Annotated in this window: 21 protein-coding genes; 11 read left to right on the top strand and 10 right to left on the bottom strand. The window is 69.8% G+C overall.

The genetic code is table 11. The features are described from left to right. Positions 1-2: 2 nt before the first annotated feature. Together ACQPYK_RS13390 and ACQPYK_RS13385 are read left to right on the top strand one after the other, a co-directional pair. Positions 3-314 carry a hypothetical protein gene (locus ACQPYK_RS13390; protein WP_433254757.1) on the top strand — a complete coding sequence of 104 codons (312 nt, stop codon included), beginning with the start codon at positions 3-5 and terminating at the stop codon, positions 312-314. Beyond that, positions 311-682: a GntR family transcriptional regulator gene (locus tag ACQPYK_RS13385; RefSeq protein WP_433254755.1), complete on the top strand. Its 372-nt coding sequence runs from the start codon at positions 311-313 to the stop codon at positions 680-682. Before ACQPYK_RS13390 ends, ACQPYK_RS13385 begins: the two co-directional genes overlap by 4 nt. Positions 683-873: 191 nt before the next feature. Here ACQPYK_RS13385 and ACQPYK_RS13380 read toward each other — a convergent pair whose 3' ends face one another. Both ACQPYK_RS13380 and ACQPYK_RS13375 read right to left on the bottom strand, forming a co-directional pair. Continuing rightward, on the bottom strand, positions 874-1,707 hold the full coding sequence (locus tag ACQPYK_RS13380) for an amidohydrolase family protein (RefSeq protein ID WP_433254753.1): 834 nt from the start codon (positions 1,705-1,707) through the stop codon (positions 874-876). 605 nt (positions 1,708-2,312) lie between these two features. Then, positions 2,313-2,597, bottom strand: coding sequence for an antibiotic biosynthesis monooxygenase family protein (locus tag ACQPYK_RS13375; protein WP_433254751.1), 285 nt, complete (start codon positions 2,595-2,597; stop codon positions 2,313-2,315). A 106-nt stretch (positions 2,598-2,703) separates the two neighbouring features. Here ACQPYK_RS13375 and rfbB point away from each other — a divergent pair, with 106 nt between their 5' ends. Beyond that, a complete protein-coding gene (rfbB, locus tag ACQPYK_RS13370; protein WP_433254749.1) occupies positions 2,704-3,693 on the top strand; it encodes a dTDP-glucose 4,6-dehydratase in 990 nt (329 codons plus the stop codon). Here rfbB and ACQPYK_RS13365 read toward each other — a convergent pair. After that, positions 3,685-4,005 (bottom strand): PadR family transcriptional regulator, encoded by a 321-nt coding sequence (locus ACQPYK_RS13365; RefSeq protein ID WP_433254746.1) that lies wholly within the window; start codon positions 4,003-4,005, stop codon positions 3,685-3,687. The two genes, rfbB and ACQPYK_RS13365, sit on opposite strands and share 9 nt — an antisense overlap. Positions 4,006-4,082: 77 nt before the next feature. Here ACQPYK_RS13365 and ACQPYK_RS13360 point away from each other — a divergent pair, with 77 nt between their 5' ends. Then, positions 4,083-4,244 (top strand): hypothetical protein, encoded by a 162-nt coding sequence (locus ACQPYK_RS13360; RefSeq protein ID WP_433254744.1) that lies wholly within the window; start codon positions 4,083-4,085, stop codon positions 4,242-4,244. On the opposite strand, the gene accB is transcribed toward ACQPYK_RS13360, so the two are convergent. Further along, entirely contained in the window at positions 4,219-4,698 is a 480-nt protein-coding gene (gene accB / locus ACQPYK_RS13355) for an acetyl-CoA carboxylase biotin carboxyl carrier protein (RefSeq protein WP_433254741.1), read from the bottom strand. The genes ACQPYK_RS13360 and accB overlap by 26 nt on opposite strands. A 25-nt stretch (positions 4,699-4,723) precedes the next feature. Beyond that, positions 4,724-6,541 carry a TIM-barrel domain-containing protein gene (locus tag ACQPYK_RS13350; RefSeq protein ID WP_433254737.1) on the bottom strand — a complete coding sequence of 606 codons (1,818 nt, stop codon included), beginning with the start codon at positions 6,539-6,541 and terminating at the stop codon, positions 4,724-4,726. A gap of 174 nt (positions 6,542-6,715) precedes the next feature. On the opposite strand from ACQPYK_RS13350, the gene ACQPYK_RS13345 reads away from it, so the two are divergent. Then, positions 6,716-7,915, top strand: coding sequence for a cytochrome P450 (locus ACQPYK_RS13345; protein ID WP_433254734.1), 1,200 nt, complete (start codon positions 6,716-6,718; stop codon positions 7,913-7,915). A gap of 3 nt (positions 7,916-7,918) precedes the next feature. Here the strand turns inward: ACQPYK_RS13345 and ACQPYK_RS13340 are convergent, their stop codons facing one another. Further along, a complete protein-coding gene (locus ACQPYK_RS13340; RefSeq protein ID WP_433254732.1) occupies positions 7,919-9,064 on the bottom strand; it encodes a nucleotide disphospho-sugar-binding domain-containing protein in 1,146 nt (381 codons plus the stop codon). 19 nt (positions 9,065-9,083) lie between these two features. Continuing rightward, positions 9,084-9,905, bottom strand: a complete 822-nt coding sequence (locus ACQPYK_RS13335; RefSeq protein WP_433254729.1) for an SAM-dependent methyltransferase — start codon at positions 9,903-9,905, stop codon at positions 9,084-9,086. Between the two features lie 212 nt (positions 9,906-10,117). Between ACQPYK_RS13335 and ACQPYK_RS13330 the strand changes: the two genes are divergently transcribed. Then, positions 10,118-11,563, top strand: a complete 1,446-nt coding sequence (locus ACQPYK_RS13330; protein WP_433254726.1) for a multicopper oxidase family protein — start codon at positions 10,118-10,120, stop codon at positions 11,561-11,563. 7 nt (positions 11,564-11,570) lie between these two features. Here the strand turns inward: ACQPYK_RS13330 and ACQPYK_RS13325 are convergent, their stop codons facing one another. Both ACQPYK_RS13325 and ACQPYK_RS13320 read right to left on the bottom strand, forming a co-directional pair. Continuing rightward, positions 11,571-11,834 (bottom strand): PadR family transcriptional regulator, encoded by a 264-nt coding sequence (locus ACQPYK_RS13325; protein ID WP_433254723.1) that lies wholly within the window; start codon positions 11,832-11,834, stop codon positions 11,571-11,573. A gap of 176 nt (positions 11,835-12,010) precedes the next feature. Further along, positions 12,011-12,748, bottom strand: coding sequence for a permease prefix domain 1-containing protein (locus tag ACQPYK_RS13320; RefSeq protein WP_433254720.1), 738 nt, complete (start codon positions 12,746-12,748; stop codon positions 12,011-12,013). A 156-nt stretch (positions 12,749-12,904) separates the two neighbouring features. Between ACQPYK_RS13320 and ACQPYK_RS13315 the strand changes: the two genes are divergently transcribed. The 5 genes from ACQPYK_RS13315 (at position 12,905) to ACQPYK_RS13295 (ending at position 18,689) form a co-directional block, all read left to right on the top strand. Continuing rightward, positions 12,905-14,467, top strand: a complete 1,563-nt coding sequence (locus tag ACQPYK_RS13315; RefSeq protein ID WP_433258780.1) for a multicopper oxidase family protein — start codon at positions 12,905-12,907, stop codon at positions 14,465-14,467. Between the two features lie 18 nt (positions 14,468-14,485). Further along, positions 14,486-15,277, top strand: a complete 792-nt coding sequence (locus ACQPYK_RS13310; RefSeq protein ID WP_433254717.1) for a hypothetical protein — start codon at positions 14,486-14,488, stop codon at positions 15,275-15,277. 61 nt (positions 15,278-15,338) lie between these two features. Next, positions 15,339-16,817 carry a sialidase family protein gene (locus ACQPYK_RS13305; protein WP_433254714.1) on the top strand — a complete coding sequence of 493 codons (1,479 nt, stop codon included), beginning with the start codon at positions 15,339-15,341 and terminating at the stop codon, positions 16,815-16,817. Between the two features lie 23 nt (positions 16,818-16,840). Continuing rightward, positions 16,841-17,578, top strand: a complete 738-nt coding sequence (locus tag ACQPYK_RS13300; protein WP_433254711.1) for a class I SAM-dependent methyltransferase — start codon at positions 16,841-16,843, stop codon at positions 17,576-17,578. A gap of 31 nt (positions 17,579-17,609) precedes the next feature. Further along, a complete protein-coding gene (locus ACQPYK_RS13295) occupies positions 17,610-18,689 on the top strand; it encodes an NAD-dependent epimerase/dehydratase family protein (protein WP_433254708.1) in 1,080 nt (359 codons plus the stop codon). A gap of 162 nt (positions 18,690-18,851) precedes the next feature. Here ACQPYK_RS13295 and ACQPYK_RS13290 read toward each other — a convergent pair whose 3' ends face one another. Next, on the bottom strand, positions 18,852-20,072 hold the full coding sequence (locus tag ACQPYK_RS13290; RefSeq protein ID WP_433254705.1) for a DegT/DnrJ/EryC1/StrS family aminotransferase: 1,221 nt from the start codon (positions 20,070-20,072) through the stop codon (positions 18,852-18,854). Between the last annotated feature and the right edge of the window lie 9 nt (positions 20,073-20,081).

The raw sequence follows: 20,081 nt of genomic DNA, 5'->3' as shown, positions 1-20,081 counted from the left end.
GCATGACGGCCGTGCTGGGGTTGTCGCGCCGGCTCATCGTCCGCCGCCCCCTGCCGGTCGTCGCCCCCGACCTCGACGCCGCCGACAGCGCGATCAGGACGAGCTCGCTGCAGAGCATCGGGGGTGCGGCCCTGGCGATGATGTGCCTGGCCCCCTCCGGCGTGTTCATCCCGCGCACCTTCGAGGTGGCCGACTCCGCGCCGGTGAGCTGGTTCTACGGCCTGGCTTCGCTGCTGCTCCTGCTGGGGGCGATCTACTCGTGGTTCGGCGTCAAGGCTCGCTCCCGGCGGGTACGGCCGGGGGTGAATCCTTGATCGTCGAGGTCGATCCCGACGGGGCGATCCCGCCGTACGAGCAGCTGAGGTCGCAGATCGCCGCGCACATCCGCAGCGGTGTGCTGCCGGTAGGCGGACGGCTGCCCAGCATCCGCCAGCTCGCCAAGGATCTGGGCCTGGCCTCGGGCACGGTCGCCAGGGCCTATCGGGAGCTGGAGGCCGCCGGCTACATCCGGGGCAGGGTCGGCCAGGGCACGGTGGTGCGGGGCGTGCCCGCACTGGCGGTGCCGGAGCGGGACGAGCGCCTGGCCGAGGCCGCCCGCACATTCGCGACGGCGGTCCGCGAGCTCGGCGTCGACCTCGACACCGCCCTGGCGGCGGTCCGCCACCAGATCGGCGACTCCTGAACCTCGGCCGCCGGCTCGCCCGCCGCGGCTCCCGAGCTTCGGCCGCCGGCTCGCCCGCCGCGGCTCCCGAGCTTCGGCCGCCGGGCCGCCCGGCGCGGCGGCCGTGGCGCACACCCTCGACACCAGCCCCGAGTCGGTGCGGGAGACCGCCGAGGCGTATCACGCGGCCGGCGGGCCCGCCGGCCCGGAGGTCAGGCGATGCCGTAGACGCGGGTGGCCACCCCGCCGAACACCTCGTCGCGCTCGGACTCCGACAGGTGAGCGGTGAGCGTGCGGGCGCTCTCCAGCACGGTCCCGTACGGCGCGGCGAGCAGGCAGACCGGCCAGTCGGAGCCGAACATGACCCGCCGGGGCCCGAAGGCCTCCAGCACCACGTCGGCGTAGGGCCGCAGATCCTCGGCCGTCCAGGTGTCCCAGTCGGCCTCGGTGACCAGGCCGGACAGCTTGCAGGTGACGTTCGGGCGGGCGGCCAGCTCGCGGATCAGCGTGGCCCACGGCTCCAGCTCGCCCGAGGCGACCGGCGGCTTGGCGCAGTGGTCGATCACGAAGCCGAGGCCGGGCAGCGCGGTCACGGTCTCGATGGCGGCGGGAAGCTGGTGGGGAAGGGTCAGTAGTTCGTAGACCAGCCCCGCCCGCTCGACGGCCGCCAGGCCGCGCCGCACGTCGTCCCGGCAGAGCCAGCGCGGATCGGCCTCGCCCTGGACCTGGTGCCGGATGCCGCGCAGGTACCAGCCTCCGGGCGCGCCCCGCAGCGCGGCGAGGTCGTCGGCCACCGAGGGCGTGGTCAGGTCGGTCCAGCCGACCACCGCGGCGATCAGATCGTGCGCCTCGGCCAGGGCCAGGAATTCGGGCGTCTCCTCCGGCACCGTGATCGTCTGCACGAGCACGGTGGCCGTGACGCCCGCCGGGGCCGCCGGCAGATCCTCGACGCCGAAATTCCTGCGCAGCGGGGCCAGCGCCGGTCCGGCGATCCAGTCCTGGTCCCGCACGGACAGGTCCCAAACATGATGATGCGCGTCGATCATGACTCTCCCGGGCCGATTGGTCCGATCATTCAATCGAACCGAGTGGGGAACGACAAGCTCCGGCCGGTATTCATGAAAATTGATCGGATCTCAATACGGGATTCTCCGCACACCGTCACGGCGAAAAGCCGCGGCCGCCCGTCGGCGCGCCCGGTGGAGAGCGGGCGCCGGGGCCGGCTACGCGCGCCCGGGCTCACGCGGGGGTCGGCGCGGCCGCGTGGTGACGAGCCGCCGCCTCCGCGCGTGCCCGGGCTCACGGCGCGCCGTACCGGCATCGCGAGGTCACCGGCCGTTACCTGCGCCGCGCGAAACCTCGATTCCACGTTGTCCGCGGAAAACTCCGGTGCTCTTTCCATGGAAGACAGGAAATAGGCCATCCGGTCATCACTCCCCGGCCACGGCGAGAAATCGAAGAGAGGTTTTCCGGCACGCCCCGTCGCGTCCACCCGGCGGATCAGGTCGATTGTCCGGCGAATTTCCGTTGGATCGCCACGGCGCGGCAGGCTTCGCCGGGATGATTCCGTCCATAAAATTCCCGGCGAATTCGAACGAAACCGCGAAATGTTTATCACGATATTCCGCGGGGGCGCTCGGCCGCCCGCCCCTCAGGTCGCGAAGACCTCGTAATGACCGCCGGGGCGTGCCCGGTCCTGATAGGAGCGCAGGTGAGAGGGGTGGCCCTGGGCGCGGAGGCGGTGTTCCCACGAATGGAAGGAATCGATGTCCGTCCATCGCATGAGGAGGGTCCAGGTGTGCCGGTCGGCGGGATCACACAGGAGTTCGGTGCCGAGCAGGCCGGGGGTGGCGGTCAACTGGTCGGCGGTACGGGCATAGCCGTCCCGGATTGCCTCCGCCGAGCCGCGGTAGTGAACGAACAGGTAGACGCCCATGCACCGAGGATGAAGGAGCGGGCTAGAGGAATGGTGGAGGGCACGGTTCCGCCCTCTTCCACCGCTCTTCGATCCTTACACGAGGCGAGGGGCCGATGTTGACCCCATGAGAATTCTCGTCACCGGCGGGGCCGGCTTCATCGGCAGCCATTACGTTCGCTGCCTGCTCGAAGGACGCTATCCCGGCTACGAGGGCGCGGACGTGACCGTGCTCGACAAGCTGACATACGCGGGCAGCCGATCGACACTGCCCATGGACGATCCGCGCCTGACCTTCGTGCGCGGAGACATCTGCGACCGCGGACTGCTCATGGACCTGCTTCCCGGCCATGACGCGGTCGTTCATTTCGCGGCGGAGTCACACGTGGATCGCTCGATCACCGATCCGGAGGTCTTCGTCCGGACCAACGTGCTGGGCACGCAGACCCTGATGGACTGCTGCCTGCACCGGGGGATCGAGCGGATCCTACATGTGTCGACCGACGAGGTCTACGGCTCCATCGACCAGGGAACGTGGGCCGAGGACGCTCCGCTGAGTCCGAGCTCGCAGTATTCGGCCTCGAAGGCGGCCAGTGACCTCGTGGTGCTGGCCTACCACCGCACCCACGGGCTGCCCGTGTGCATCACGCGGTGCTCGAACAACTACGGGCCCTACCAGTTCCCGGAAAAGATCATTCCGCTGTTCGTCACGAACCTGCTGTCCGGGACGGGAGTGCCGCTGTACGGCGACGGCCTGGTCTCGCGTCAGTGGGTGCACGTCGACGACCACTGCCGGGGCCTGAGCCTGGTGCTGAGCAAGGGACGGGTCGGCGAGGTCTACCACGTCGGCGAGGGCGTGGAGCTGACCAACGTCGCGCTCACCGAGCGGTTGCTCGATCTGTGCGGGGCCGGTTGGGAACGGGTCCGGCGAGTGGCCGATCGCAAGGGGCATGACCGGAGATACTCGCTGGACAGCCGCAAGGCCCGGACGGAGCTGGGACACGAGGATCGGATCCCGTTCGACGAGGGACTCGCCGAGACCGTGCGCTGGTATCGGGAGAACCGGGCATGGTGGGAACCGCTGCGGCCCGATCTCGCCGGAGCCGTCTCAGCCTGAGCCGAGAACCCCGCCCACGATGCCACTGAAGGTCTTCCAGGTGTCGCGCTCGCTGGCGAGGGCCCGGCGGCCGGCGGGGGTCAGCTCGTAGGTTCGCCGCTTGCGGCCGGCGACCGTGCTCCAGTCACTGCTGACGTATTCAGCTCTCTCCAGTCTGCGGAGCGCCGGATAAATGGTTCCGGTGGGGAGGTCGAGGCTGCCGCCACTGCGTGCCTTGAGGGTGGTGATGATGGCGTATCCGTGCAGCGGACCCTGCTCGAGCACAGCCAGAACCAGCGCGTCCAGTTGCCCGCGGAGTGTATCGAGCTTCATATAGCCATTCTACATGTATCGAATCTGAAGCCCATTGGCATTTTCCACTCGCTCACAGGAGACACGGAGAAAAGTCCATGCCGTTGAAGATCATTGACTGGCCGACGATGCGGGACGTTCCCGCCATGCTGACGTCGGCCCTGGCCTGCTTCGGCGGCCTGTATTGGAGCGCCCCTCACCCGGCCGACCCCAGGCAGGAGCCGCAGGAGCCGATCACTGGTCCGGCGGACAGATGGTGATCAACGGCTGGTCGTACTCCACGCGGGCGCCGTCCTCGACCAGGATGGCGGTGACCAGCCCGTCGCGGTCGGCTTCCAGGCCGTTCATCAGCTTCATCGCCTCGAGGATGGCGACGCGCTGGCCCTTCACGACCGTGTCGCCGACCTCGACGAAGGGTTTGGCACCGGGAGCGGGAGCCCGGTAGAAGGTGCCGACGAGCGGGGCGCGCAGCCGGTACTCGTCGGTCTCGGCGGCTTCGGGGGTCGCGACTTCCACGGCGACCCCGGCAGCGACCCCGGCGGGGGCGGGCGCGGCCGGGTGAGCCGGCGCGGCTTCGGGCCATTCCACTTCGACGCTGGCGTCCCCGGCGGTGAGCTTGATCCGCCGGACCTGGCCGGACCCGGTGTCGATGAGTTGCGCGGCGCGCTGCCACAGTTCTACGAGCAGCGAGGTGTCCTGAGGCGGTGTGCTCATTTCCAGTCCCTTTCTTCGGATTCGGTCACAGGTTCGCCCATGTGGATCTGATGAGGGCGAACTCGGCATCGGTGATTGCCTCCCCCGTGGTGTCGAGGTGGGTGGCGTAGTAAAGGCTCGGCACGCCGAGGGCCGGCTGGGCCCGGACGTACTCGCGCAGGGCGTCCCTGGAGGGCAGCGGCCAGCCGTCGGTGTCGATCAGCCAGCCGGGGTCGGCGATCCGGGCCATCCGGGCTCGGAAGGCCATCTCGTCCACCACCGACTCCCGGTCCCGGGTGTAGATGTCCCCGAGACGGACCATGTCGAGGACGTCGGCGAAGTAGGGGTTGGGCGACTGGCCCATGATGAGCGCGTCCGGCTTGATCTCCTTGGCGGCATGGTGGATGAGGCGGTGCATCTCCTTGGCCGCCTCGATGCCGAACAGCCGGCCGGATCCCTCGGGGAAGACCATTCCGTCGACCGAGGGCGTGGCCGACACATGATCGATCTTCAGGCCGTCGATGTCGAAGCAGCCCGGTCCCGACCCGAGCACCCGGTGGAGCTGTCGCCGGATGCGTTCGCGCACCTGCGGCAGGGTGACGTCGACGGCCAGCTTCGTCCCGGACGGGGCGTCGCTCCACTTGCCGCGCTTGTGGGAAGGTGACGGCGCGCCCGAGCGCGGATGCAGCACGCACTCGTCGTCCGGCACCCCCTCGGCCGTCCACGGCCCCCACCACAGCAGGACGCGCTTGCCCCGGCTGTGCAGGTGGTCGACGAAACCTCGCAGGTCGGGCCAGCGGCCGACGTCGAGGTCCTTCAGCCCGCCCGCGAGGAACCAGCGGGCGTCGATGACGAGCGTCCCCCACGGAAGGTCCTGCCGGTCCAGGCGGTCGACGATGTCGCGGTAGTTCGCCTGGGAGCACAACGTGTAGACGGCGTTGTCCGGCCCGCGCTCCCGCGGGCTGCGGACACGGAACAGGTCGCCCTGGTAGGACTGGTGTCCCCAGCCCGAGACGATCGGGCGGCTCCACCAGGACGGCTGCTCGCGACCCGGCGCGGCGCCGTACACCGCTTCGACGTAGGAGCGGACGGCGTGGCCGGCGTCGCGGCCCGGCATCATCACCACGTGCGGGGTCTCGGCGCGCCCCTCCACGTCGCGCTGTCCGCGGCACGGCAGGTGGAGTCCGAAGCCCGCGCCCCCGACGTACTCGTAGTCGGCGAACAGGTACTCTCCCGGCGGCACCCGCAGCCCGAAGGTCAGCCACTCGCGCTCGGGCCGCGCGGCCACCGCGAAGCACAGGACGCCCGGGTTGGCGACCAGGTTTCCTCCCTGGTAGTCCAGGTCGGCGTTCACGCTCACCTGGGCGTACTCGAAGGGGTGGAACTCCTGCTTGCCGTAGGTGTTCGGCTCGGGGCTGAAGACCCGCCGGAAGGCCGCCGGGGTGGGTCGCGAGTACGCGCGCGCCGGCGTCTGCCGCTTGTCGTTGAAGTGCTTGGTGAGCGCGAAGTGCTCGCGGAAGCCCGCGTCCTCGATGTTCTCGAAGAACCGGATGGCCGAGACGGGGCCGCGGCCGGCGAGCTCGGCGTGGAACTCCAGGCGGTCGTGGTGGACGTCGAGGTGGTAGAGCTTGTTCCACCGCGTGCTCTTGGCGGTCCAGGTGATCCGCTGGTAGGCGCCCCGGTCGGAGACGGTCCTGTCGATGAGGTCGATCTCCCGGTCCAGCTCCCCCGGGCCGTCCACGCCGACGCCCACCAGCAGGGGCTGGGTGAACGACTCCAGGTCCAGATGGACGAACGGGTCGGTGGGCGCCCCGAGGCGCAACCGAAACCCCGGCCGCTCGAATACGGTCTGGGAGTCCCGCATGTGTCATGCCTCCTCGGAGAGCGCAGGTCGTCGTCCTGCGGCAATGCTGGCGGCCGGCGCTCGAAGGTCGCTGGAATACCCGTCGGCCCGCCGTCGCGGGCCCTGGATCTCCGCTAAAGCCGCTTTCGAGAGCGGAGTGCCACGCTGGCGTGCCCCCTGAGAAGGAGAGTGGCCATGACCGAGATCGACTTCGATCCCTTCGACCGCGAGCACCGGGCCGATCCCTACCCGTACTATCGGCGCCTGCGGGAGGAGGCACCGGTGTACCGCTCGCCGCGGGGGGCGTGGATCCTCACCCGCTACCGCGACTGCGTCGCCGTACTGCGAGACGACCGGTTCGGCCACGGCACCCGGCAGCGGCTGCTGGACAACAGCAGCTGGCGGCGTCCTGCGCCCAGCCAGGCCATGCCGTTCATCCTGCTCGACCCGCCCGAGCACACCCGGCAGCGCTCGCTGGTGAACCGGGCCTTCACCCCGCGCCGGGTCCAGCGGCTCGGCCCGTGGATCCAGCGCCTGGTCGAGTCGATGCTGGACGAGGCGGTGGAGCGGGGCGAGGTCGACCTGGTGGAGGCCTTCGCCCATCCCCTGCCCGCGACGGTGATCAGCGAGCTGCTCGGTGTGCCGGTGGCCGACCGCGAACTGGTCAGGGGGTGGTCGCGGACGATCGCCCGCGGCGTCGACCCCGACTACCAGCAGAGCCCGCAGGAGAAGAGCGAGCGCAACGAGGCGCTGGCCTCCTTCGACGTCTACTTCCGCGGGCTGGTGGCCGAAAGGCGCAAGAAGGGGGCCGACGACCTGCTGACCGAGCTCATCGCCGCGCGCGACAACGGGACGGCCCTGAGCGAGGGCGAGCTGCTGGCGACCTGCACGATGATCTACGTGGCGGGTCACGAGACCACCACGGACCTGCTCACCAACGGCGTCCTGGCACTGCTGCGCAACCCGGGTGAGCTGAAGCGGCTCAAGGACGACCCCGGCCTCGTGGAGTCGACCGTCGAGGAGTTCCTGCGGTTCGACCCGCCCACCCAGCTCACTCGCCGGACCGCGCTCACCGACGTCGAGCTCGGCGGGCAGGAGATCGCGCGGGGCGACCAGGTCGTCCTGGTCCGCGGGGCCGCCAACCGTGACCCGGAGGTGTTCGGCGACCCCGACCGGCTGGACGTCGGCCGCTCCCCCAACCGGCACATCGCCTTCGACGGCGGGCCCCACTTCTGCCTCGGCGCGGGCCTGGCACGGCTGGAGAGCCGGCTGTCGTTCGAGGCGCTGACCAGCAGGGTCGCCGGGATGGAGCTCGCGACCGACGTCGTGCGTTACAAGGACAACCTCACGATCCGCGGACCGAGGGAGCTGCCGCTGCGACTGCTGGCCGGATGAGGCTCACAGCGCCAGCTTCTCGAGCACGTCCACGATCTCGGCGGGACTGGCCTGCCGTTCGATCTCCTCCTTGAGCTCGCGCGCGGCCTCGCGGTGGGAGCGGCTCTCCAGCAGGGCCGCCACCTCCGCGCGGATCACGTCCTGGTCGGCGTCGGCCAGATGGACGTGGCGGCCGGCGCCGAGTTCGGTCAGCCTCAGGGCGTTGAGCGGCTCGTCGGCGATGGACGGCAGCACCATCTGGGGCACGCCGCACGCCGCCGAGGTCAGCATGGTCCCCGCGCCGCCCTGGTGGACCACCGCGGTGACGGTGGGCAGCAGCAGGTGCAGGGGCATCGACTCCACCAGCCGCACGCTCTGCGGCAGGTTCCCCAGGAGCTTACGCTGTTCGGGGAAGGCCGCGACGACGACCTCCACGTCCAGACCGCTCACCGCCTCCGTCGCCAGCCGTACCGGATCGAGGTTGCCGGCGTGCTTGGCGAAGGTGACGCCGAAGGTCACCAGGACGCGGGGGCGCGCCGGGGGTTCGGCCAGCCATCCGGGTACGGTGCCCCCACCGTTGTAGGGCACGTAGCGCATGAACTGGCGGCCGATCGTCGCGGGCACCTGCAGCGAGGGCGGACAGGGGTCCACGGTCAGCGCGCCGTGCGGGTCCTGCAGGCCCAGCATCTCCCACAGCGGCGCCAGGATCGGCCGTTCGACCTCCTCGCGGACGTAGGTGTAGTCGGTGCCGCCGGACAGCGCCCTGATCGCGGGCACTCCCACGACCTGCGCGGCCTTCATGGCCGCGTAGCCGCGGGGTTCGTACACCACCAGGTCGGGACGCCAGCCGGAGGCGAAGTCGATCAGGTCGTCCGCCATCGCGGCCGATCCGGCCATGAACATCTTCACGGCCGTGGCGGAACGCGCCTGTTCGCGTTCCTCCCGGCTCGCCTCGGCGCCGGGCCGCACCCGGATCCTCTCGATGATCGCTCCGAGGTCGAGTGCGGGCCCGGCCGCCACGAAGGGCAGGCCGGATCTCGTCACCATCTCCCCGGCGTCGGGCTGGGCGGCCACCCGTATCTCGTGGCCCGCGGCCCGCAGCGCCCAGGCCAGGGGGACGAGAGGGTAGAAGTGCGATCGGGTGGCCCAGGTGGAGAACAGAATCCGCATCGGCGTGCGCCCTTCGGGGTCAGGCGGGCTTTCTGAGGGCGACCGCCTGGGACAGCGCGGAGAAGTAGCCCATGAGCAGTTCGGGAAGGAGCCCGACGACCCGGTCGAGGTCGAACTCGGGGAAGCCCAGCAGCTCGCGCGGGTCGCCGGCGACGACTTCGAAGCCGAGGTCGGAGACCAGCTCGTAGACGTCCACGTTGGTGCCCCAGACGTTCTTGTCCAGGACTCCGAACGGCTTGACGTCGAGGAACAGGTCGATGGTGAGCAGGCACAGGCCGCCGGGCGCGAGCAGGGTGTGGATGGCCTGGAGCATCTCGCGGGCCTCCTGCTGCCCCACGTGCTCGATCACCGACAGGCAGAAGGCCCGGTCGAAGGAGCCGGCGGGCAGGTCGGCCTCCTGGATGCGCTGGGTCACCAGGCGGGAGGAGGTGCCGAACGCCTCGTTGAGCCGCTTGTGGTTCTGCTCGGTCAGCGGCACCCCGACCGACGGGAACCCGGTCCAGCCGCGCTTGTCGGCCCAGCTCTCCACCTCGCGGGCCTCGGGGTCGACGTTGACGACCTCGCATCCCTCCGACGACAGGACGAACTGCAGCCCGCCCAGGCCGCCGCCGACGTCCAGGACGCGCATGCCCGGCTTGGTCTCGGCGGTGAAGTAGGCCCACGGGTACTCGAACAGCCTGGTGTGGTTGTTGCGCTGGTAGGCGAACGGGCCGAACCGCGCCGGGTCGGGGTCCTCCAGCCGCTGGCGGATCGACAGCTCCTGGGTGAGGTGACCGTACGGCACGCCCCAGCGCTCGTTCCACTCTCGCTGCTCCTCGGGCAGCACCCTGCGACCGATCATGTGCGTTCTCCTTAGCGGCGTCTGACGACGTTTCCGAGGTTCGGCCAGACGTTGACAGGGCGGCCTCGACCCTTGGTCGAGCGCCGATGGAGAGGCTCGCGGCCAGCCGTTCTAGAGCGAAATTCGAGTCGCCACCGTCACCCTGCGGGCGACGAATACGCAAAAACGGAGGCGAACCCATGCTGAGCAGGAGAAATGCCATAAAGTTCGGAGTGCTCGGGGGGCTTGCCGCCGCGCTGCCTGGCCGTACGATCCTGGAGGCCGTGCAGAACGGGCGCCAGGCGGGGCACCATATGCCGCCCTATCGTGACGTCGCCCTGGTCAGGAGCGGTGTCCTGCCTCCCGCGCCGGCGTTTGCCCGTCCCCTCCTCATCCCTCCCGTGCTGCGCCCGACCCGGCGGACCATGACGACCGACTACTACCAGGTCGCGATCAAGCAGGGGCAGGCGGAGGTCTTCCCCGGCATTCAGACCCCGGTGCTCGGCTATGAGGGACGCTTCACCGGGCCGACCATCCACGCCCACGCCGGGCGCCGCGTCGTGGTCACCCAGACCAACTCCCTCACCGAGCCGGCCGCCGTCCACCTGCACGGCGGGCACGTGCCGCCGGACAGCGACGGGCACCCGATGGACGTCATCGCGCCCGGTTCCTCGCGCACCTACGTCTATCCCAACAACCAGCTCGGCGCGACGTTGTGGTATCACGACCACGCCCACCATCTGGAGTCCGAGCACGTCTATCGCGGCCTGGCGGGTTTCTATCTGCTGAAGGACCAGACGGAGGCGAGCCTGCCGCTGCCCAGAGGTGGCTACGACGTGCCGCTGATGTTCCGGGACGCGCAGTTCGACGACCAGGGGAAGCTGCTGTACGCCAACGGCGGGTTCCGTGAGCGCACGACCGTCCTGGTCAACGGCCTGCCGCAGCCGTACTTCCAGGTGAAGGCGCGAAAGTACCGCCTGCGCCTGCTCAACGCCTGCAACGACCGCGACCTGGCGTTCACGATGGCGAACGGCGAGTTCGTGCAGATCGGCTCGGACGGCGGGCTGCTGCCGGCCCCGGTGCCGACGACCAAGGTCGGCGTGTGGCCCGGAGAGCGGGTCGAGGTCGTGGTCGACTTCTCGCGCTATCCCGTCGGGTCGCAGGTCGTGCTGGTGAACGAGCGGGGAAACGACGAGGCCACCAGGAACGTGATGCGTTTCGACGTGGTGGGCGAGGCGCCCGACTTCAGCTCGGTCCCCGAGACGCTGCGCCCGTTGCCGGACCTGGGCGAGGCCACCGTCACCCGTGACGTCGTCTTCAAACTCGACCTGACGACGGGCATGTTCCTGATCGACGGCAAGGTCTTCGACCCGGCGCGTGTGGACCAGCAGGTCAAGCGGGGCACGACGGAGATCTGGCGGATCAGCAACCCCGACACCCGGCCGGCGGTCCCGCACAACATGCATCTGCACCTGGCGCAGTTCCAGGTGCTGGAGCGTAACGGCCGGCCGGTGAGCGGGCACGAGGCCGGCCTGAAGGACACCGTGACCGTGCTGTCCGGCGGCACGGCGTCCTTCAAGGTCAGATTCGAGGAGTACACCGGCCGCTACGTCTACCACTGCCACCTGCTCGACCACTCCTCCATGGGCATGATGGCGCAGATGGAGATCACCCCCTGACGGGCCGTCACTCCAGGCGTTCCCGTGCCCCCGCACCGGTCAGCGCGTAGGTGCGGCGGCGCCTGCTGTCGACCGTCATCCACGCGCTGCGGACGTAGCCCAGGCGCTCCAGGCGGCGCAGAATGGGGTACAGACCGCCGAGCGGGAGATCGAAGGAGCCGCCGCCACGGCTCCGGAGCGCCTCGATGATGAGGTAGCCGTACAGCGGTCCACGCTCCAGCACCGCAAGGACCTCTCGGTCGACCGGGCTGAGGAAGTAGGCTGCCTCCATGTAGGAAGGCTACACGTAGAAGTTCTACCCTTGAAGAAGTTGCGAGGACGAAGGACGGCCTCGCCGGACACCGCCCGATCGACGGCTCCCAGCGGGACCCGAGCGGAGCGCCCCGCCCCCGTGGCGCGGGTCGTCGCGCCGCGCGGGATCGAGCCGTGGACCGGGCGGGCGGAGGGCTAGGAGTTGAAGGCCGTACGGCGCCGCGACAGCTCCGCCGTACCCAGTTTGCGGGTCGTGGAGATCACGATGCACCGGATGGCGGACGCCGCGACGTACCAGTTCGGCAGGATCCACACGAGCAGGCCGGCGAGCGTCAGCAGCGACTCCGGATGCGTCAGCGACACCGTCGAGACCATCCCCGAAGCCAGATGAGGCGTCGCGACCAGGAAGACGGCGGAGGCCAGCGCCTTGAGGGCGAGCACCGCCAGCGTCAGCATGCCCGTGATCCGCGCGAACCGCCAGGGGGCGCTGACGTAGCGCACGCCGAGGCTGAAGGCGAACAGGGCGGCCACCGCCATGACGACGAAGGCCATCTGGCTGTAGTCCCAGAAACGGGTGAACAGCAGATAGCCGTCGGTCGGCTGGCGGTCCGACCACGCGCCCGTCGACTTCCAGCTCTCGCTGGCCAGCACCATCTGCACCGCCATCAGCAGGACGAACCAGCGCACGGTGCGTCGCGCCTGGGCGAGCGCGAGCTCCCGCTGGTAGGCCGGAGCCACCTCCGCCACCGCCCCGAAGTCGGCCACGGCCATCACCTCGGCCTCGGCCTCGGAGTAACCGCTGTGTCGGTAGTCCTCCATGGCGTCGACGAGACTGTCGCCCGACTCGACGAGAAGGTCGGCCTTGAGACGGCGCGGACCGCTCAACGTGCGGCGCAATTCCTCGATGTACGCCTCGATCAGGCCTTGGCTCATCCGCATCCCCTGCAGGCGTCCGGTCGATCGGTATCAGGCTTCTTACTTTACGCCTCACTGCCTCTTTACTCGACCTTTGAAAGAATATGTAGAATATCTACATGTAGTCATGCTTCGCCTAATTTTCTCCCCGGAAGCACAGGAAGGGTAATCGTGATGAGGCATACACGCAGGCAATTCCTCAAGATCGCCGGAGGCACGGGCATGCTGGTGGGCCTGGGCACGACCGGGGCCACCGCGTGCGGTCCTCAATCCAATCCCGAAGCCGGCAGTCTGCTGAAGAGCAGCGCGAAACTTCCCAAGCCCTTCGAGGTGCCATTGCCGATCCCACCCCTCCTGCATCCAACACGCTCAGAGGGGGACACCGACTTCTATGACATCGTCCAAAAAGCCGCCAAAGTGGAGATCCTGCCCGGACTCACCACCGCCATCTGGGGCTACAACGGGATATTCCCCGGTCCCACGATCGACAGCCGCAGCGGGCGCCGGATCGTGGTGCGCCACCGCAACGAGCTGCCCGTTCCGACCACGACCCACCTGCACGGCGGGCACACGCCCTCCGATAGCGACGGCTACCCGCTGGACCTCGTGATGCCGGTCCTAGGCTGGAAGGAGGACACCGGACACACACATGGAGCACACAAGCCGATGGCGCCCACCAACGTGAGTCAAGGGGCCAAGGACTACACCTACCCTCAGGACCAGCGAGCGGCGACGCTGTGGTACCACGACCATCGGATGGACTTCACCGCGCCCGCCGTCTACCGAGGCCTGGCCGGCTTCCACATCCTCCGCGACGACGTCGACGACGCGCTTCCCCTGCCCAAGGGAGACCGCGAGATCCCGTTGATGATCACGGACCGGGCATTTGCCGACGATGGAGCGTTCCTCTACCCCGCCCTGGATCCCGCCGGCAGGCGACCCGGTCTCGACGGCGACTACGACACCGGGGTGCTGGGTGACGTCATCCTGGTCAACGGCGCCCCCTGGCCGGTCCTGGAGGTGTCGCCGGTGCGCTACCGCCTGCGGCTGCTCAACGGCTCGAACGCGCGACGTTACCGGCTCGAGCTCGATCCCCCGCCCAAGGGCGGATCCCCCTTCGTCCAGGTCGGCAGCGACGGCGGTCTGCTCAAGACTCCGGTGCGCCGCAAGTCGGTGACGATCTCCCCCGCCGAGCGATACGACGTGGTGGTCGACTTCTCCCAGTACGGCGCCGGCGCCGAGGTCACGCTGCGCAACGGGCTCGGCGACGGCACGACCGCCGACGTCATGCGGTTCCGGGTGACGCGCAGGGAGAAGGAGGACAGCACCATCCCCGCCCGGCTGTCCGACTTCGAGACCCTCGACCCGTCCAAGGCCGTCACCACCCGCCAGTTCAGCTTCGAGCGGGGCGACGAGCACACCTGGACGATCAACGGGAAGACCTACGAGCCGGGCGAGATGTTCGCCCGGCCGCGTCTGGGCGATGTCGAGATCTGGGATCTCGACATCGACGGCGCCAACCATCCCGTGCACGTGCATCTCAACCAGTTCCAGGTGCTGGGCGACGACGAGCGCAAAGCCGACGCCGGTCTGAAGGACACCGTGGGCCTCAACGCCGGGCAGAAAACCAGGATCCTCATCAAATTCACCGGATACCAGGGGCGCTACATGCTTCACTGCCACAACCTGGAACACGAGGACATGGGAATGATGGCCGACTACGAGGTCTCGGGCTGAGTGACGGGAAGGCCATTCATGGGATCGCGACACGGGTACCCCGTGCTGTGGCGGCTGACCGAGCCGCCCCCGCACGACGGGCCCCCGCTCGATGCGACCGCCGTCATCGTGTGCCGGCTCTTCCAGCGACTGCGAGGTGCGCCCGGCTTCTGCGTCTCCCTGCCCGCCGGGGAGACGCCTGTGCCGGATGAGGCCGAGCGGTGCGGCGAACTGGTGGAAACCGCCCGGCGCCGGCTCGTCGCGGGCGAACCGGAGACGGGGGTGGATCTGCGGGTCTGCGTGGTCGGCGCCGATCCCACCCCGCTGGCGTTCCTCAACATCCTCGGCGGTGAGGCCACGAAGACGGCGGTGCTGGAGCTGCTCGGCTGGGCGCGCAAGCACCACACCGGCCAGGGCGTCCTGCTGATGGTCCACCGCTTCGTCGCCGCGCGGGCGACGGCGGTCGCGCGCCTGTCCGACACCGACACCGTCAGGATCTCGGCGTGCTGGGGTCTCGGGGAGGATCTGCACCTGCCCGGCGTCCACGCCGACACCTTCGTCCTCAAACGGTCGCACGACGGCCCCGACCTGACCTTCGCCGGCGTCGACTGCGCCATCAAACCCTGGATGGACGTTCCTGCCGTCAGCGGCGCGATCCGCGCATCGACGCCGTCCCACCTGCGCAACGTACCCAGCCTCAGCGAGGAGGAGGCACTGGACGTCGGGCGCCGCGCCCTGACGGCGATCAACCTGGTGGGCCACTCGGTCCCCGTGGAGTTCGCACTGACCTCGCAGGGAACCCTCCTACGCGGGACCGGCGGAGGCATCTGACACCAGGGCGCTCCAGCGGTCTTCGAGCAGGGGTAAAGCAGGTGAAACACATACTCCTGCCATGACCGGCTACGTGCTCAACGAGAAACCCGCTCGCAGACGGGTCGCGCTGGCCGCCGCCGGCGTCGTCATGTTCGCAGGGACCGGCCAGCCCGCGGCGGCCGCCGTCCGGGGCGATCCGCCCTCTCCCATCACCTCCGTCACCGTCTCCGCGCCCTCTCCCTTCGCCTCCTGCGCGGATCCGGTGATGGTGCGCAACACCGAGTTCGAACCGTGGGTGACCACCCGGCCGGGCGATCCCGGACGGGTCGCGGTCGCCTGGCAGCAGGACCGTTCGACGACCGGTGCCGCACGCGGCGGCATCGTGGTCGCCACCAGCGCCGACGGAGGGACGACCTGGCGCGGCTCGGCGCTCGGCGGGATCACCAAGTGCTCGGGCGGTCCCTTCACCAGCACCAGCAATCCCGCGGTGAGCTACGCCCGCGACGGCCGCCTGTTCGCGGTGGCCATGGCCATGTCGTTCGGTCAGTCGACGGCGATCCTCGCCCTGCGATCCGACGACGAGGCCACCTGGAGCGCGCCGGTCGCCCTCACCCAGGACCCCAGCCCGGCCTACTTCAACGACCGGCCGTCGGTGACGGCCGATCCCCGCGACCCGCTGCGCGCCTACACCGTGTGGAACCGCAACCGGGCCGCCGACAACCAGCACGAGCTGATGTTCAGCCGGACCACCGACGGCGGAGGCAGCTGGGAGCCGGCCCGGGCGATCTACCAGCCCGCCGAGAAGGGCGCCGGAACCGTGGGCAACCAGATCGCCGTACTGCCCGACGGCACGCTGGTGGACCTGTTCTACGAGGGCGACTTCCCGGTCAGCGGGCCGCCGAATCCGAACATCCCCACGCGGGTGCGGGCCATCCGGTCGGCGGACGGCGGCCGCACCTGGTCGGAACCGGTCACCGTCACCACGACCGAGGTGAACGACCCGAAACTGCCCGGTGTGGAGCGCCCGGTGAGCGCCCGCGGTCTCATCCCCGACATCGCCGTCGACCGGCGCACCGGAGCGCTGTACGCCGTCTGGGGGGACGCCACCATGGCCTCCAGCCGCAGCTCCATCGGCCTGTCGGCCTCCTTCGACGGGGGGCGCCGGTGGAGCCCGCCGGTGCGGGTGGACCGCTCACCGGACAGCCCGCCGGGCGGAGACGGTCAGGCGTTCCTCCCCCAGGTCGACGTGGGCGACGACGGCACCGTCGCCGTGATCTACCACGACTTCCGGCGCAACACCCCGGAGCCCGGCACGCCCACCGACGTGTGGATGCTCACCTGCAGGCGCGGCCAGTGCCCGCGCGGGGCATGGCGTGAACGGCACCTGGCCGGTCCCTTCGACATCGAGAAGGCGGCCACCTGGTCGGGCGCCCCCTTCCTCGGCACCTCCGTCGGGCTGGCGCACACCCGCGCCGGTTTCCAGGCGGCGCTGGTGCTGACCAACGACACACCCGACAACCCCCAGGACATCCACGTCGTACGAACGCCGTCACGCTGACGGCCGACAAAAGGGAGTAACACATGTTCGCGGAATTGATGGCGGGGATCGGCTCGCGTCTCGTGAGGAACATCCCGCCCGACGGGGCGGCCTACTGGTCGGAGCGCTTCTGGGACCGTGACACGCTGGAGCAGGTCCCGGTCTTCGGCGACCAGTTGCAACACGTCAAGGACGACATCGGCGTGCTGATGAAGCGGTACGCCGGCACGGTGCGGACGGCCCTGGAGTTCGCCTGCGGCACCGGTCAGTTCACCAGCATGACCGCCACCCTCACCCCCGCCGAGTCGATCACGGCGCTCGACATCTCCCCCCAGGCCCTGGAGATAGCGGGCGGCCGGGTGGACCACCCCTCCCTCAAGCTCGTGTGCGGCGACTTCTGGGCCGACCACGGCCTGGGCGAGGCGGACCTGGTGATGTGCATCGACGCCATCCACCACCTCGGCGACGTACGGCAGGTGCTGCGGCGGCTGAAGTCCTTCATCGCACCGGGCGGGGTCCTCATCGGGAACCTGTGGACCATCGACCACTTCCACGAGGAGCAGCGCCACAAGCACGGCAGTGCCAAGCACCTGCTCAACTGCGCGAAGTTCCTCGCCAGCGCGCTGCTGCTGCGCCTGTCGGGCGGCCGGCTGCGCACGTCCGCCTACCGCAGCCAGCTGCTTTCCGCCCGGCAGGTGGAGCCGCTGCTGCGCCAGGAGTTCGGAGAGGTCGTCGAGGTCGTCAACGCCCGCTACTTCGTGAGTTTCGTCTGCAAGGCCTGACGGCCGCCTCATCCAGAGCAGGAGAACACCATTGCGCATCCTGGTCACCGGCGGTGCCGGATTCATCGGAAGACAGGTCGTCGCGGCCTTCCTCGAACACGGCCACGAGGTCCGTGTGATCGACGCCGCGCTGGCGGACGCCCATGGCGACGTGCGGCCCGAAGCGCCGGCCGGAGCGGAGACGATCTGGGCCGATCTACGTGACGACGGCGCCGCGGAGGCGGCCGTCGACGGTGTGGACGTCGTGTGCCACCAGGCCGCGTTGCCCGGCCGTGGACGTGAGGTCTACGACGCTGCCAAGTACGTCGGCTGCAACGACCTCGGCACGGCGGCGCTCCTGGCCGCCATGGCACGGCGTGGCCCCAAGCGGCTCATCCTCGCCAGCTCCGTCGTGGTCTACGGCGAGGGCCGCTACCGCTGCCCCGAGCACGGCCTGACCACCCCCGCGCCACGCCGCGCGGAGGATCTGCAGGCCGGGCGGTTCGATCCACCGTGTCCCGTCTGCGGCACCCCACTGGCCCCCATGGCCGTGCTGGAGGACGCCGAGGCCGAGCCACGCAACATCTACGCGGCCACCAAGCTCGCCCAGGAGTATCTGTGCCGCATCTGGGCGCACGAGATGGGCGGCACATGCGTCGCCCTGCGGTATCACAGCGTCTACGGGCCGGGGATCTCCTACGGCAGCCCTTACTCGGGGACGGTGGCGGCCTTCAGGGCCGCCCTCGACCGGGGAGAGCCGCCGGACGTCTACGAGGACGGGACCCAGCTGCGTGACTACGTTCACGTCAACGACGTGGCCGCCGCCAACGTGGCCGCGATGGGCTGGGAGGGACCGGGTTTTCGCGCCTTCAACGTCGCCAGCGGCGACCCCCGTCCCCTGATCGACGTGGCCCGGGTGCTCGCCGCCGAGGCGGGCGGCGCCGAGCCCGTCGTCAGCGGCACCTATCGGCTGGGCGACATCCGTCACATCGCCGCCTCCCCCGACCGTCTCATCAAGGAGCTGGGCTGGCGTCCGGCGGTGGAGTTCGAAGCCGGGTTCAAGGAGTTCGCCACCGCGCGGTTGCGTGACCTCAGCTCGCGGTCGCCGGCCCCGGCAGAGGGAACCGGATGACCAGTGCGATCCTCGCCGACGGCCCCGTGAAGTCTTACGGGGCCGTTCGGGCGCTGAACGGCTTCGACCCGGATTCGGGACGGCCGCCGGGCCGCGCGCGCGCGGCCCGGCGGCCGTCCCTCTTCCACCCCGTGGTGACCGCCCCGGTGTGGACGCCGGCCGTCATCGCGGTGTGCGTTCCAGTTGCCGGGCGGAAGTACGCCCGGCTGAGCCGTTCCTGAACCTGACACCGTCGCCGTGGGCGGTGACGACGAACCGGATGATCTGGCAGATCCGGCTGATGTCGTCATCGTCCACGGCCATGCCGGTGGGCACGCCGAGGACGAGGTCCGAGACGGCCTCGGTGTACGGCAGCCGCGCCCCCGTCCGGTAGGGCGCCATCGTGTGACAGCCGGGTGAGAAGTAGCACCGGCAGTTCACGTTCTCCGCGGCGAGCACCGAGCGCAGCGTGTCGCGGCTCACCCCGGTCACCCGCTGGTCGATCTCCAGGACGACGTACTGGTGGTTGTTTCCCGCCCCGAGGGGGAGCACCCGCAGACCGGGAACGCCGGCGAGCTCGCTCATGTAGCGCCGGTGGTTGGCCACGTTCCGCTCGACCACCGACGGCATGAATTCGAGCGAGGTGAGCCCCATCGCCGCCGCCGCCTCCGACATCTTGGCGTTGGTTCCCTGGTAGGACACCTCGTCCTGGCCGGTCTGCCCGAAGTTGCGCATCGCCCGTGCCTTGCGGGCCAGCGTGTCGTCATCGGTGACCAGGGCGCCGCCCTCGAAGGCGTTGACGAATTTGGTGGCGTGGAAGCTGAAGACCGCCGCGTCGCCGAAGGCTCCGATCGGCCGGCCCCCGTGCCGGGTGCCGAACGCGTGGGCGGCGTCGTACACCAGCGGCAGTCCGTGCCTGCGGGCGATCTCGGGCAGGACCTCCACGGCGTTCGGCTGCCCCCACAGATGCACCCCGAGGATGCCGGAGGTCTCGGGAGTGATCAGCGCCTCGATCTGGCCGGGGTCCATGAGGTGCGTCTCGGGGTCGATGTCGCAGAAGACCGGGGTGAGCCCGATCCACGACAGAGCGTGCGCGGTGGCCACGAAGGTGAAGGACGGCACGATGACCTCGCCCGTCATGCCGGTGGCGCGGGCCGCGACCTGTAGGGCGAGCGTGGCGTTGCACATGGCGACGCAGTGCCGGGTGCCCGCGAGGTCGGCGACGCGTTCCTCGAACTCGCCGACCAGTGGTCCCTGGTTGGTCAGCCACTGCCTGTCGAGCGCCTCTTCGAGCCGGGCGAACAGCCGCTCCCGGTTGCCGATGTTGGGCCGTCCCACGTACAGCGGCTCCCGGAACGCCACGGGACCGCCGAAGATCGCCAGATCATCCAGGGTTCGTTTCATCTCGCAAAC

The organism is Streptosporangium sp. CA-135522 (assembly GCF_050949235.1).
Classification (GTDB): domain Bacteria; phylum Actinomycetota; class Actinomycetes; order Streptosporangiales; family Streptosporangiaceae; genus Streptosporangium.
The sequence above is the reverse complement of the archived record's forward strand: the minus strand, read 5'-3'. Positions and strand labels throughout refer to the sequence as shown.